Origin of the sequence: Cupriavidus malaysiensis (assembly GCF_001854325.1) — a bacterium.
Taxonomy (GTDB): Bacteria; Pseudomonadota; Gammaproteobacteria; order Burkholderiales; family Burkholderiaceae; genus Cupriavidus; species Cupriavidus malaysiensis.
Genome location: NZ_CP017754.1, coordinates 3,810,995 through 3,824,521, shown reverse-complemented (window position 1 = coordinate 3,824,521; position 13,527 = coordinate 3,810,995). Strand labels below are relative to the sequence as shown.

At 72.2% G+C, this 13,527-nt stretch carries 13 protein-coding genes; 6 read left to right on the top strand and 7 right to left on the bottom strand.

All coding sequences use genetic code 11. The annotated features are described in order from the left end of the window. The first annotated feature begins 3 nt into the window (after positions 1-3). From cobT to BKK80_RS17260, 3 genes are all read left to right on the top strand, one after another. A complete protein-coding gene (gene cobT / locus BKK80_RS17270; protein ID WP_071015016.1) occupies positions 4-1,041 on the top strand; it encodes a nicotinate-nucleotide--dimethylbenzimidazole phosphoribosyltransferase in 1,038 nt (345 codons plus the stop codon). Positions 1,042-1,119: 78 nt separating this feature from the next. Beyond that, positions 1,120-1,896, top strand: a complete 777-nt coding sequence (locus BKK80_RS17265; RefSeq protein ID WP_071015014.1) for an adenosylcobinamide-GDP ribazoletransferase — start codon at positions 1,120-1,122, stop codon at positions 1,894-1,896. Further along, on the top strand, positions 1,881-2,498 hold the full coding sequence (locus tag BKK80_RS17260; protein ID WP_071015011.1) for a histidine phosphatase family protein: 618 nt from the start codon (positions 1,881-1,883) through the stop codon (positions 2,496-2,498). Before BKK80_RS17265 ends, BKK80_RS17260 begins: the two co-directional genes overlap by 16 nt. Positions 2,499-2,529: 31 nt before the next feature. Here BKK80_RS17260 and BKK80_RS17255 read toward each other — a convergent pair whose 3' ends face one another. The 4 genes from BKK80_RS17255 to cobU are packed head-to-tail and all read right to left on the bottom strand — an operon-like array spanning position 2,530 to position 6,270. Next, a complete protein-coding gene (locus tag BKK80_RS17255) occupies positions 2,530-3,477 on the bottom strand; it encodes a cobalamin-binding protein (RefSeq protein WP_084545605.1) in 948 nt (315 codons plus the stop codon). 18 nt (positions 3,478-3,495) lie between these two features. Further along, positions 3,496-4,584: a threonine-phosphate decarboxylase CobD gene (gene cobD, locus BKK80_RS17250; protein WP_071070311.1), complete on the bottom strand. Its 1,089-nt coding sequence runs from the start codon at positions 4,582-4,584 to the stop codon at positions 3,496-3,498. Between the two features lie 7 nt (positions 4,585-4,591). After that, positions 4,592-5,611, bottom strand: a complete 1,020-nt coding sequence (gene cbiB / locus BKK80_RS17245; protein ID WP_071070309.1) for an adenosylcobinamide-phosphate synthase CbiB — start codon at positions 5,609-5,611, stop codon at positions 4,592-4,594. Further along, the gene (cobU, locus tag BKK80_RS17240; RefSeq protein ID WP_071015003.1) at positions 5,608-6,270 is read right to left on the bottom strand and encodes a bifunctional adenosylcobinamide kinase/adenosylcobinamide-phosphate guanylyltransferase; all 663 of its coding nucleotides are present in this window, start codon (positions 6,268-6,270) and stop codon (positions 5,608-5,610) included. The genes cbiB and cobU overlap by 4 nt, the downstream gene beginning before the upstream one ends. A gap of 176 nt (positions 6,271-6,446) precedes the next feature. Here cobU and BKK80_RS17235 point away from each other — a divergent pair, with 176 nt between their 5' ends. Both BKK80_RS17235 and BKK80_RS17230 read left to right on the top strand, forming a co-directional pair. Continuing rightward, entirely contained in the window at positions 6,447-7,916 is a 1,470-nt protein-coding gene (locus BKK80_RS17235; RefSeq protein WP_071070900.1) for a cobyric acid synthase, read from the top strand. Positions 7,917-8,015: 99 nt separating this feature from the next. Further along, complete coding sequence (locus tag BKK80_RS17230; RefSeq protein ID WP_071070307.1) at positions 8,016-9,224, top strand: PepSY-associated TM helix domain-containing protein; 1,209 nt, start codon at positions 8,016-8,018, stop codon at positions 9,222-9,224. 109 nt (positions 9,225-9,333) lie between these two features. Here the strand turns inward: BKK80_RS17230 and panC are convergent, their stop codons facing one another. From panC to BKK80_RS17215, 3 genes are all read right to left on the bottom strand, one after another. Then, complete coding sequence (gene panC / locus BKK80_RS17225; RefSeq protein WP_071014997.1) at positions 9,334-10,182, bottom strand: pantoate--beta-alanine ligase; 849 nt, start codon at positions 10,180-10,182, stop codon at positions 9,334-9,336. A gap of 228 nt (positions 10,183-10,410) precedes the next feature. Further along, positions 10,411-11,292: a segregation and condensation protein A gene (locus BKK80_RS17220; RefSeq protein ID WP_071014995.1), complete on the bottom strand. Its 882-nt coding sequence runs from the start codon at positions 11,290-11,292 to the stop codon at positions 10,411-10,413. Between the two features lie 26 nt (positions 11,293-11,318). After that, complete coding sequence (locus BKK80_RS17215) at positions 11,319-11,507, bottom strand: DUF3460 family protein (protein WP_071014992.1); 189 nt, start codon at positions 11,505-11,507, stop codon at positions 11,319-11,321. Positions 11,508-11,667: 160 nt separating this feature from the next. Between BKK80_RS17215 and BKK80_RS17210 the strand changes: the two genes are divergently transcribed. Next, a complete protein-coding gene (locus tag BKK80_RS17210; protein ID WP_071014989.1) occupies positions 11,668-13,470 on the top strand; it encodes an autotransporter assembly complex protein TamA in 1,803 nt (600 codons plus the stop codon). Positions 13,471-13,527 lie beyond the last annotated feature (57 nt).

The window sequence follows — 13,527 nt, the reverse complement described above, 5'->3', positions numbered from 1 at the left end:
CCCATGCAGCTTCCCCACATCGCCCCGCTCGACGCCTCGCTGCGCCCCGTGCTGCAGGCCGCCATCGACGACAAGACCAAGCCGCTCGGCGCCCTCGGACAGCTCGAGACGCTGGCGCTGCGCCTCGGCATGATCCTGGGCGGCGCCAAGCCCGAGCTCAAGCGTCCGGCATTGCTCGTGTTCGCTGCCGACCACGGCATCGCCGCCGCCGGCGTCAGCGCCTATCCGCCCGAGGTCACGGCGCAGATGGTGCGCAACTTCGTCGCCGGCGGCGCGGCCATCAACGTCTTCACGCGCCAGCACGGCATCGCGCTGGAGGTGGTCGATGCCGGCGTGCGCGCGCCGCTGCCGCCGGCGCCGGGCCTGGTCAATGCGCGCATCGCCAACGGCACGCGCAATTTCGCCGAGGTGCGCGCCATGGACCCGGGCCAGCTGGAGCTGGCCTTGACCACCGGCATGGCACGCGTGCTGAGCCACGCACGCCTGGGCAGCAACGCCATCGCCTTCGGTGAGATGGGCATCGGCAATACCTCCTCCGCCGCCTGCCTGATGAGCCGGCTGACGGGGACGCCGATCGAGCAGTGCATCGGGCGCGGCACCGGCCTGGACGACGCCGGGCTGGCGCACAAGCGCGAAGTGCTGGCCGGCGCGCTGGCGCGGCATGCCGACGCGGTCGAGCCGCTCGATGCGCTGGCGGCCTTCGGCGGCTTCGAGATCGCCATGATGACCGGCGCCTTCCTGGCCGCCGCCGCCAGCCGCATGGTGATCGTGGTCGACGGCTTCATCGCTTCGGCCGCGCTGCTGGTGGCGCAGCGCCTCGAGCCCGCGGTGCTGGACTATTGCGTGTTCTCGCATTGCTCGCATGAGCAGGGCCATCGCGCGCTGCTGGCGCACTTCGGTGCCCAGCCGCTGCTGGCGCTCGACCTGCGCCTGGGCGAGGGCACCGGCGCTGCGCTGGCGTGGCCGCTGCTGGTCTCGGCCACGGCCTTCCTGCGCGAGATGGCCACCTTCGGCAGCGCCGGCGTGAGCACCGCGGGATGAGCGCCGCGGGGACCGTCGCGCTGCAGCCGCCGTGCGGCCCGGCGACGGTGCCCGGGCATGCCGGGAAGGCAGGTGCCGATGGCTGATGAACTGCGCTATTTCCTCACCGCGCTGGGCTACTTCACGCGCTTGCCGCTGCCGGCGCCGCTGGCGCGCTGGGTCGGTTTCGCGCCGCACTACCTGAACGCGGCTGCGCGCTACTTTCCGCTGGTCGGCCTGCTGGTCGGCGCGCTGGGCGCGCTCACGACCTGGGGAGCCCTGCAGTGGTGGCCGCCCGCGGTGGCCGTGCTGCTCGGCATGGCGCTGACGTTGCTGCTGACCGGCGCCTTCCACGAGGACGGCCTGGCCGATTGCGTCGATGCCTTCGGCGGAGCCTTCGCGCGCGAAGACGTGCTGCGCATCATGCACGATTCGCGCATCGGTGCCTTCGGCGCGATCGCGCTGGTGCTCGCGCTGCTGCTCAAGTGGCAGTTGCTGCTGGCGGTCCACGCGCGCGGCGGCACGCCGGTGCTGCTCGCCGTGCTGGTGGCTGCGCATGGCGCCAGCCGCGCGCTCGCCGCCAGCTACCTGGCCACGCTCGACTATGTGCGCGCCGAAGGCAAGGCCAAGCCGGTGGCGCAGCGGCTGGCCGGCTTCGGTCTGGCCTTCGCGCTGGCCTGCGGGGTGCTGCCGCTGCTGGCCCTGGCGCCGGCCTTCGCCGCGGCCGCGCTGCTGGCCTTGCTGGCGCTGCGCTGGAGCCTGGGGCGCTATTTCGTACGTCGCATCGGCGGCTATACCGGCGATTGCCTGGGCATGGCCCAGCAACTCGCCGAACTACTGATCTACCTGCTGGCGGCTGCATGGACGTGGTCCTGATCCGCCACGCGCGTCCCGCCGTGGCCGAAGGCATCTGCTATGGCAGCCTCGACCTCGAACTGGCGCAGCCGACCACGCCGGCCCCCGCCGGCATGGCGGCGGCGCTGGGCGGGCGGGCGCCCGTGCGCATCATCGCCAGCCCGCTGGCGCGCGCCGCGCAGACCGCGGCCCTGCTGCGCGAAGCGTGGCCGGCGGGGTGGCCCGAGGCCACGGCGCTGCCTGCCGTCGAGCTGGAGCCCGCCTTGCGCGAGATGGATTTCGGTGCCTGGGAGGGCCGCCCCTGGGATGGCATTGCCCGCGCGCAGCTCGATGCGTGGGCGGCCGACCTGCTCGGCGCGCGGCCGCACGGCGGCGAAAGCGCCGGGAACGCGCTGGCGCGCGTGGCCGGCTGGGCCGACGCGCTGGCGGCGGACGGTGCAGGGCAGGGCTGCATCTGGGTGGTCTGCCACGCCGGGCCCATGCGCATGCTGGCGGCCCACTGGCTCGGCCTGCCGCTGGCGCGCACGCTGGGCTGGCCGATCGGCTTCGGCGCCAGCGCCGGCTTCCGGCTCGGCGCCGGCGCGCCGGTGCTCGGGTGGTGGAACCGCCTGCCCGCCGGCTGAAGCCCGGGCGCGCTCGGAGAGTTGAGCGCGCTCAGCGCGCGGGCCGCCGGGCGCGCGCCTGCTCCAGGTCCTTGCAGAGGATTTCCGCCCCCTGCGCCACGCGCGGGCCGGCGCGGTTGATCAGGTCGCCGTCGATCACGAAGAGGTTGCCGCGCGCGACCGCCGTCACCTGCTTCCAGCGCTCCCACATCGAGAAGTCGGCCAGCGGCCGGTCGGCACGGGTTGCGCCCATGCCGGCCGTGACCATGGCCTCGGGATTGCCGGCTACCACGGCCTCCTCGGTCACCGTCGGCACCAGCGGCGTGGCGTCGGCGAAGAGATTGCGGCCGCCGCACAGGGCCAGCATGTCGCTGACCAGGTGGCGGCCGTTGAGCGTCATCAGAGGGCGCTGCCATACCTGGTAGAACACCGTCACCGGCGGCCGGGCCGCATAGGTCTTGCGCAGGCTCTCGATGCGTCCGCGGAAGTCGGTGGCGGCGCGCGCCGCCACCGGCGCGGTACCGAGCAGGGTGCCGAGTTTCTCGATGTCCTCGGCGATGGTGTCGAGGCGGCGCGGCTCGCTGAAGAACAGCGGCAGGCCGAGCGCGCGCAGCCGGTCGATCTGCTGCTGGGCATTGCCGTGGCGCCAGACCACGATCAGGTCGGGCTTGAGCGCGGCGATGCGCTCCAGGTCGAGCGCCTTGTTGTCGCCCACGCGCGGGATGTCCCGCGCGGTCGGCGGGTAGTCGCTGTAGCTGACCGTGCCGACAATGCGCTCGCCGCCGCCGGCCGCGTACAGCAGCTCGGTGACGTGCGGCGCCAGCGATACCACGCGCCTGGCGGGCGCGGCCAGCGTCACGGTCTGGCCGGCGTCGTCGACCACGCTGAGCGCGGCCCGGGCGGCCGGCGCCGCCTGGTACAGGGACAGCGCCAGCAGCGCGGCGGCAAGACGGCGTGGCGCGCGGGCGCGCGGCAGGACAAGGAGCGGGGGCTTGGGCATGCGGAGGGGCGGGAGGGTTCAGTCCGCCGCGCCGGCGGCGGGCGGCAGGGAATCGACATGGCCGGTGCTGCCGGTGTCGGCCAGGGCCACGTCCAGGCCCTGGCGCAGGCGCGCCCAGTCCTGCGCGCGATCGGGCGGCAGGCCCAGGCGCAGGCTCGGCGGACAGCCACCGGCGGCGTCGAACAGGCGGGTCCAGATGCCTTGCCGGGCCAGCGCCACGTGCAGGGCGCCGGCCTGCTGGCAGGGTACCCATTGGAACAAGGGCTGGCCGACCGGCGCCAGGCCGGCTGCGCACAGCACGCTGCCCAGGCGCGCGCCGGCCTGGGCCAGCCGCAGGCGCGTGGCGGCCTGCCAGGCGCTGTCTTGCAGCGCCAGCCGAGCGACGGCCCGCGCCGGGCCCGACACGCTCCAGTGCCCGAGCCGCTCGCGCAGCGCCGCCAGCAGGGCGGGCGCCGCCAGCACGAAGCCGCAGCGCAGGCCGGCCAGCCCATAGAACTTGCCCAGCGAGCGCAGTACCACCAGGCCCGGCAGATGCGCCTGCGCGGCCAGCGAGCCGTGCCCGAGGCAGTCCATGAAGGCCTCGTCCAGCAGCAGCGTGCCGCCGCGCGCGGCCAGCGCCGCGTGCCAGGCGGCCAGCGTGGCGGGTGGCAGCAGGCGCCCGGTCGGATTGTTGGGATTGACCACGACGAGGTGATCGAGCGCCGCCAGGGTGCCGCCGAGGCCGGGGTCGTGCAGGGTCGCTTCGTCGAGCGGCACCACGGTGTGGCCGGCGAAGGCGAAGGCGGGGGCGTACTCGCTGTAGCCGAGCGCGGCGATGCCGACCCGGCCCGGTGGCAGCAGCGCGGGCAGCGCGCGGATGGCGGCCTGCGAGCCGGCCACCGGCAGCGCCAGCGGCGCGCCGTAGGCGCGTGCGGCGGCCTCGGCCAGTCCGTCATCCTCCTCGGGCAGGCGCTGCCAGGCGTCGGCCGGCAGCGGCGGCACCGGATAGCCGTCGGGATTGATGCCGGTCGACAGGTCGAGCCAGTCCGGCAGCGGACGGCCGTAGCGCTGTGACGCGGCGCGCAGGTCGCCGCCGTGGCGGATCGGTGCGGTCGTGTTGGTGTTCATGCGGTCTTCATGCGCGGGCCGGCGCGAACGCGTGGGCGGCAGGGCAGGAGGTGGCGGCCAGCGTGGCGCGGAGATCCACCGCGAGGCAGGCGAGCGCGCCTGCCGCGGCGAGGGCCAGCCACAGCCACAGCGTGTGCCGCACCAGGCGCAGGCAGGCGCGCACTTCGGCGGCGCCGGGGGCGACGCCGGCGCCGAGCGGCGGACGGTCCTCCCAGGCGCCGTGGTAGCGCGCCGGGCCGCCCAGGGCGACGCCCACCGCGCCTGCGCCGGCCGCCATCACCGGGCCGGCATTGGGCGAGGACCAGGCCGGCGCCTGTGTGCGCCAGCAGCGCAGCGCCGGGCCGGTGGCACCCAGCAGCGCGTAGGACAGCGCCGTCAGGCGCGCCGGCAGCAGGTTCAGCAGGTCGTCGAGGCGGGCGGCAGCCCAGCCGAAATGCAGCAGGCGCGGCGTGCGGTAGCCCCACATGGCATCGAGCGTATTGGCCAGGCGGAACAGCACCACGGCGGGCGCGCCGCCTACCAGGAACCAGAACAGCGCGCCGAAGATGGCATCGTTGCCGTTTTCCAGCGCCGATTCGCAGGCCGCGCGCGCGAGCGCCTCGGTATCGGCGTCGGCTGTGTCGCGTGAGACGATGCGGGCGGTCAGGCGGCGTGCCTCGTCCAGGTGCCGCGCGCTCAGGGCGTCGGCGATCGGCGCGATATGCTGCTGCAGGCTGCGCGCGCCCAGCGCGGCATACAGGGCCAGCGCGTGCAGCGCCAGCGCCAGCCAGGGACTGGCGCGTTGCGCGGCAGCCACCAGCAGCCAGGCCAGCGCGGCCGGCCCGAGCACCAGCAGGCTCCAGGCCACCAACCCTGCCAGGCGCTGGCGCAGCGGCGGCGCGGGGCGGTTCAGGCGGGACTCGAGCGCGGCGGCGAGGCGGCCGAAGCCCACCAGCGGGTGCCAGCGCGGCGGTTCGCCCAGCAGGCGGTCCAGCCAGACGCCTGCCAGCGCGGCGGCCACGCAGGCCGGCCAGGACAACAGGATCATGCCGGGTCCGCGCCTTTCACCGCCACCGGGATACCGGCCACCAGCAGCCGCACGCGGTCGGCGGCGGCAGCCAGCTTCTGGTTGAGCCGGCCCAGCTCGTCGACATAGAAGCGGGTGATCGCTCCCATCGGCACCACGCCGAAGCCGATCTCGTTGGAGACCAGGATGGTGTGGCCCGGCAGTGTGGGCAGGGCGGACAGCAGTGCCTCGATTTCCTCGCTGAAGGCGGCCGGCGGCGTGATCAGGCCGTGCTCGGGATAGCCGCGCGCGTCGAGGAAGAGCAGGTTGTTCAGCCACAGCGTGGCGCAGTCGACCAGGATGCAGCCGTCGTGCCGGGCGTGCGCGTAGAGCGCGTCGGCCAGGTGCAGCGGCTCTTCCACCAGCTTCCAGCTGGCGGGGCGGCGGGCACGGTGCAACGCGATGCGCAACTCCATTTCCTCGTCGCCACCGGCGCTTTCGTGGCGGGCGGTAGCGATGTAGGTGACCGGGCCGCCGTGGCGCGCCGCATGGTCGCTGGCCAACTGCTCGGCGAAGTGGCTCTTGCCCGAGCGCGCGCCGCCCAGTACCAGTGTCAGCTCGCGCGCGGCGCGGCCGTTCTCCGTGGCAGGGGACGCGGCGGCTTGGGGCGGGACATCGAGAGCGGTTGCCGGGGTTTCCATCCGGGTATTGTAGCCGCCGCCTATCCGGCCGGCACGCGGCCGGCACGCGGCCGTCCGGCCGCGCGGCGGGAGGGGCCGGTGCGATAATCCGCGCCATGCGAGATCCAGACTCCCCAGACGACGTTGCAGCCGATGCAGCCGCTCCGATCAAGGCGGGCGCCTTGCACGGCACCCTGATGGTGCAGGGCACCACCTCCGACGCCGGCAAGAGCACGCTGGTGGCCGGGCTGTGCCGCGTGCTGGCGCGCCGCGGCATCCGGGTGGCGCCCTTCAAGCCGCAGAACATGGCGCTCAACAGCGCGGTCACGGCCGACGGCGGCGAGATCGGCCGGGCCCAGGCGCTGCAGGCCCAGGCCGCCGGACTGGCGCCGCACACCGACATGAATCCGGTGCTGCTCAAGCCCAACAGCGACACCGGCGCCCAGGTCATCATCCACGGCCGTGCCCGCCTCGATCTCGACGCGCGCGCCTACCATGCCTACAAGCCCGAGGCCATGAAGGCCGTGCTGGCCTCGCACGCGCGCTTGCGCACGGCCTATGCGGTGGTGGTGGTGGAAGGCGCCGGCAGCCCGGCCGAGATCAACCTGCGTGACCGCGACATCGCGAACATGGGATTTGCCGAGGCGGTCGACTGCCCGGTGGTGCTGGTGGCCGACATCGACCGGGGCGGCGTGTTCGCTCACCTGGTCGGCACGCTCGACTGCCTGTCGGAGAGCGAACGCGCGCGCGTGACCGGCTTCGTCATCAATCGCTTCCGCGGCGATATCGGGCTGCTGCAGCCAGGGCTGGACTGGCTGGAGGCGCGCACCGGCAAGCCGGTGCTGGGCGTGCTGCCCTACCTGCACGGCCTGCACCTGGATGCCGAGGATGCCATCGCCAGCGCGCAGGGAGCCAAGCGCGGCACCGGCACGGCTTTGCTGCGCGTGATCGTGCCGGTGCTGCCGCGCATCTCCAACCATACCGATTTCGATGCGCTGCGCGCCCATCCGCAGGTCGACCTGCGCTTCGTCGGGCCGGGCATGCCGGTGCCGCCGGCCGACCTGATCGTGCTGCCCGGCAGCAAGAGCGTGCGCGCCGACCTGGAGCATCTGCGCGCCGAAGGCTGGGAGGCGGCGATCCTGCGCCACCTGCGCTATGGCGGCAAGGTGATCGGCATCTGCGGGGGCATGCAGATGCTGGGCCGGGCCCTGCACGATCCCGACGGCCGCGAGGGGCGCGCGGGCAGCAGTCCGGGCCTGGGCCTGCTCGACTACGAGACCACGCTGGCCGCGCGCAAGCAGCTGCGCCGTGTCGGTGGCCGCCTGCTGCTCGAGCCGGGCGCGCCACCGGGGGGCGCCGCCGCGGTGACGGGCTACGAGATCCACATGGGCGTCAGCGCCGGGGCCGGCCTGGCGCGGCCCGCGCTGGCGCTGGACGACGGGCGCGCCGACGGCGCCCTGTCGGCCGACGGGCAGGTACTGGCCACCTATGTGCACGGCCTGTTCGACGACCCCTCCGGCTGCGCCGCGCTGCTGCGCTGGGCCGGCCTGGCGGGGGCCGAGGGCGTGGACCTGGCGGCGCTGCGCGAGGCTTCCATCGAACGGCTGGCCGATACCCTGGCCGCCCATCTCGACCTGGACCGGCTGCTGGCGCCGCTGCACGGCTAGCCTGCGCACGCAGCGGTCCCGCGCGGTCCCGGGCTGCTGCTAGAATCGCAAATCCTTCGCATTCTCATTCGCGGTACGCCAGGCGGCCGCCTTTCCATCATGGTCACCGGCCGCCTCCGTACCGTCCTGCAAAAGATCCATCTCTACCTCGGCCTGAGCTTCGGGCTGGTTTTCGTGCTGCTGGGCCTGACCGGCACGGTGATCGCCTGGCGCGATGAGCTGGATGCGGTACTCAATCCCGAGCTGCTGCGCGCTTCGGCACCCGCCGCGGGGCCGGTCACGCCGGCCCAGGCGGAGGCGGTGGCCGCCAGGCTCGCGGCGGATCCGCGCTATGGCAAGCCGCGCCTGTTGATGCTGCCCGACGGGCCGTCCGGCGTCTTCGTCGCCTCGTATGCGGTCAAGGGCGCGGACGGCGCCGTGCCGGGACGCTCGCGCCAGGTCATGGTCGATCCGGCCACGCTGGCGATCCAGGGCGAACGCATCTGGGGCCAGCCCGGCCTGTCGCGTCCCTTGCTGATGCCCACGCTGTTCCACCTGCACCGCTATCTGCTGGCGGGCGAGACCGGCAAGACCATCACCGGCATCACCGGCATGCTGATGCTGCTGACCACGCTGGGCGGGCTGCTGCTGTGGCTGCCCAAGCTGCGCTGGGGCGCCCTGCGGCAGGCGCTCACGATCCGCCACGGCGGCTCCTGGTCGCGCTTCAACTACTCGCTGCACCGCGCCGGCGGCGTCTTTGTCGCACCGATCGTGCTGGTGGTGGCCTTTTCCGGCTGGTATCTCAACCTGCCCAAGTGGGTGACGCCGCTGGTGGGGGCGGTGATGACGGTGACGCCGCCCGGAGCGAAACCGCTCTCGGCACCCGCCGTGGACGGTGCCGACGGTGCGGTGCCGCTGGGGATCGGGCAGGCGATGGCAGCGGCTCTGGCCGCCTTTCCGCAGGCGCGCGTGACCCGCGTCAGCCCGCCGCGCAAGCCGGACGATGCCTACGAGGTGCGCCTGCGCCAGCCGGGCGAGGTGCGCCAGGGCGGCGGCTCGACCCGGGTCTGGATCGATGCCCGCCGCGGCACCGTGCTGAGGCTGCGCGACCCGCTGCGCGCGCCGGCCGGCGATACCCTGCTGAACTGGCTGTATCCGCTGCATACCGGCGAGGCCTTCGGGCTGCCGGGGAGGATCCTGATCACGGTCTTCGGCCTGGCGCCGCTGGCCTTCGCCGTGACCGGCCTGCTGATCTGGCTCAAGCGCCGGCGCGGGCAGCGGCGCCATCTCGCGCGCGAGCGCCAGCGCGCCGGCGTGCGCCTGGCCTGACGCGGCTGGCTGCGCGCCAGGGAGGCAAGAAAACGCCCGGCTGATGCCGGGCGTTTTGCGTTCTGCCTTGCGGCGTGCGCCGGGCGGAGCCGCCGGCGCGCGCGCTGCGTCAGATCTCGAGGTTGTCGATCAGCCGGGTCGCACCCAGCTTGGCGGCGGTCAGCACCACCAGCGGCTCGCCCGCGACGAATTCCTCGCGGGTCGGCGCCTGCAGGTTGCTGCGCTTGCGGATGGCCACGTAGTCGGGCTTCCAGCCGCGCGCGGCCAGGCTGGCCTGCGCCTGGGCCTCGACTGCCGCCAGGTCGGTGGCAGCGGGATTGCTCGCCAGCACGGTATCGCGCACCTCATGCAGCGTGCGATAGAGCACCGGTGCCTCGGCGCGCTCGTCCGGCGCCAGGTAGCGGTTGCGGGAGGACAACGCCAGGCCGTCCTCGGCCCGCACCGTCTCGGCCGGCACGATGTCGATCGGCAGCGCGAACTGGTGGGCCATGCGGCGCACGATCATCAGCTGCTGGTAGTCCTTCTTGCCGAACACCGCCACGCGCGGCTGCGCGCAGGAGAACAGCTTCATCACCACCGTGCACACGCCCTTGAAGAAGCCCGGACGGAACTCGCCCTCGAGGATGTCGCCCAGGTCGTGCGGCGGCTCGACGCGGTATTCCTGCGGCTCGGGGTACATGTCGCGCTCGGTGGGCGCGAACAGTACGTAGACGCCTTCCTTCTGCAGCTTTTCGATGTCCTCCTGCAGCGTGCGCGGGTACTTGTCGAAGTCCTCGTTGGGGCCGAACTGCAGGCGGTTGACGAAGATCGACGCCACCACCGGGTCGCCGTGCTGCCGCGCCAGCCGCATCAGCGACAGATGGCCTTCGTGCAGGTTGCCCATGGTGGGCACGAAGGCGACGCGGTTCTGGCCGCGCAACTGATCGCGCAGCTCGTGGATGGAGGAAATGACTTTCATGAACTTGGCGTGCTGGTCGTGATCGGAGAGACCCTAGTGCCCGGGCCGGAGCCGCCGGGCAGGCCGGTCTGAGTGCCGGCTGTCGGCGGATTGTAGAGCATGTGGGCGCGGTGCGGGCCGATGGACCCTCGCCGCGGCGGCATGGCGGCGCCGGAATCCGTTCGCGATTGGGGAAGGGCCCCTTTGCCGCCGCGGAATGGGTGCTCAGGCCGGCGCTCAGGTTGGCGCTCAGGTTGGCGTATAGGCGAGGCGGACGTAGATCGGCGCGAACGGCTCGGCCTGCGTGATCTCGAGCAGGGATTCGCGCGCCAGCTCGAGGATGGCGATGAAGTTGACCACCACCACCGGGGCGCCCTGGCCCGAGCGGATCGCGTCCTCGAACAGTTCGGAGAACTCCATGAAGCGGGCATGCTGCAGCCGCCGCAGGATCTGGCTCATGTGCTCGCGCACCGAGAGGGTTTCGCGCGAGATCTTGTGATTCTGGTTCAGCTTGGCGCGCCTGAGCACGTCGGCCCAGGCGGCCTGCAGGTCGCCGCAGTCGACGTCGGGGAAGCGCGGCGTCAGGCTCTGCTCGATATATACCTGCGTGCGCAGGAAGTCGCGGCCGAGCTGCGGCAACTGGTCCAGGCGCTGCGCGGCAAGCTTCATCTGCTCGTATTCGAGCAGGCGGCGTACCAGTTCGGCGCGCGGATCCTCGACTTCTTCCTCGCTGTCGGCCTTCTTCACCGGCAGCAGCATGCGCGACTTGATCTCGATCAGCATGGCCGCCATCAGCAGGTACTCCGCCGCCAGCTCCAGATTGCGCTTGCGGATCTCTTCGACGTAGCTCAGGTACTGGCGCGTCACCTGCGCCATCGGGATGTCGAGGACGTTGAAGTTCTGCTTGCGGATCAGGTACAGCAGCAGGTCGAGCGGACCCTCGAAGGCCTCGAGGAAGACCTCGAGCGCATCGGGCGGGATATAGAGGTCGTTCGGGACCTGGAACAGCGGCTCGCCGTACAGGCGCGCGAACGCCATCCCGTCGATGGTGTCGGGGGTGGCGTCGCGCTCTGGCGCGACGCTGGGCAGCTCGGTCGGAGGCGCGAGCTTGTCCTGGTCGTCAGGGCTCATGGGCCGGCGGCCGGGCAGTGCCGTGTTCAGTCCAGCGAGTAGACGTAGGGCTTCTGCGCCACGCGCGAGGCATCGGCGCGCGCGCGTTCGTCCAGGTCGATCGGTGCCTTGTCCCACAGCAGGGCGCGGCCTTCGCGCTGCTCGGCCTCGAGCGAGGGCTGCTCTTTCTTGAGGGTCTTCAGGAACTGGGTGATGTCCGATTCGTAGAGTGCCATGGCGGGGATTGTCTATCAGGTAAGGCGGGAACCGGCGCGATTTTACCGTATCGGAGCCCGGTGCCGTCGGAAATGCGCGGCATTCCTGCGGCGGATGCCAGAGATGTCCGCCGGTTGTGGTCAAATGTCAACTTTGCGAAATCGCTGACGACGGATGAGGATGCGTTTCCGAAGCAAGCACGGACGCGGCGCCTGGTGGCGGCTATCCCATGCGCTGGCACTGCGCGGCCTGGCTCCGGCAGGCCTGGCCCTGTTGCTGGCGCCGCTGCCGGCCGGTGCCGTCTATAAAGTGGAGGTTGAGGCACCCGGAGCGCTGCGCGACCTGCTCAAGGCCCACCTCGACCTGACCCGCTATGCGGATCGCACCGACCTGTCCCAGGACCAGTTCGCGTACATGGTCGAGACCGTGGGCGACCAGGTGCGCCAGCTGGCCTCGACCGAAGGCTATTTCGATGCCACCGCCACCGCGCGGGTGGACGGCGAAGGCGACAAGCGCGTGGTCCGACTGACGGTGGACGCCGGGGCGCGCACGCTGATCCGCCGCGTCGACGTGGCGGTACAGGGGCCGGCAGCCAGCCAGGCGCCCGCGCAGGTGGAGGCATTGCGCAATGGCTGGGAGCTCCCGGCCGGCCAGCCTTTCCGCCAGTCTGACTGGGACAAGGCCAAGGGCGACGCGCTGGCGCAACTGCAGTCCAACCGCTACTACGGCGCCAGGCTCGGGCATTCGCAGGCGTACATCGAGCCCGATGAACAGGCCGCCGACCTGTCGGTGCGCTACGACAGCGGGCCGGCCTACCTGCTCGGCCCCCTGCGCATCACCGGCACCAGCCGCTATCCGGAGGGCATCGTCCGCAACGTCAACCCGCTCAGCGTGGGCGAACCCTATCGCGTGGAACGGCTGCTGGAGCTGCAGCGCGCGATCCAGCGCCAGCCCTACTTCTCGAACGTGCAGGTCGATCTGGAGGACGCGCCGCCGGCCGAAGGCGCGGACAGCGTGACCGCGCCGGTCAACGTGCATGTGCGCGAGTACCCGGAGAACCGGCTCGGCGCCGGCGTGGGCTATACCACCGACACCGGCGCCCAGGCCACCGGGCGCTATACCTATCTGAACCTGTTCAACCGCGCCTGGACCTTCGACTCCCAGCTCAGCCTCGAACAGAAGCGGCAGTACGCACTGGGCGAGGTGGCGATGCCGCCCGACGGCAAGTCGTACCGCAACAGCGTCTATGGCAGCTATGAGCGCACCATCGACGTCGAAAGCACCGACACCACCAGCCTGCGCACCGGCCTCAAGCGCTCGCGCTCGCGCGAGAACTACGACGTCACCTTCTCGCTCGACTATTACTACGATCGGCTGATGCCGCTCGGGGAACAGCAGCAGATCGCGCGCGCGCTGGTGCCGGCCTTCGCCTGGACACGGCGCGACGTCGACAATCCCGTCTTCCCGCGCCGCGGTAATGTGATCAACACCCAGGTCGGCGTGGCGGTCAAGAACCTGATGTCGGACGCCACCTTCCTGCGGCTGTACGGGCGTATCCGCCAGTACATCCCGGTGGGCTCGCGCGACCTCGTGGTGGCCCGCCTGGAACTGGGCGCGGACATGACCGGCGCCAGCCCGCAGAACGTGCCCGCCACGCTGCGCTTCCGTGCCGGCGGCACGGACTCGGTGCGCGGTTACGGCTACCAGTCGATCGGCACGCCCAGCGGCGCCAGCGTGCTGCCGGCGCGCTACCTCGGCACGACGGGTCTCGAGTACCAGCACTGGTTCCGTCCCGAGTGGGGCGTGGCGCTGTTCTGGGATGCCGGCACCGCCACCAACGACCTGCACGGCATCACCATCTTCCATGGCGTGGGCATCGGCGCGCGCTGGCGCAGCCCGGTCGGCCCGGTCCAGCTCGACCTCGGCTACGGCATCCAGAAGCAGCAGTTCCGTCCGCATGTTTCCCTGGGGGTGGCATTCTGATGCGCGTGCCGACTCTGCTCCCGCCCCTCCTGTCCCCGCACCTGCCCGAGCAGCCGA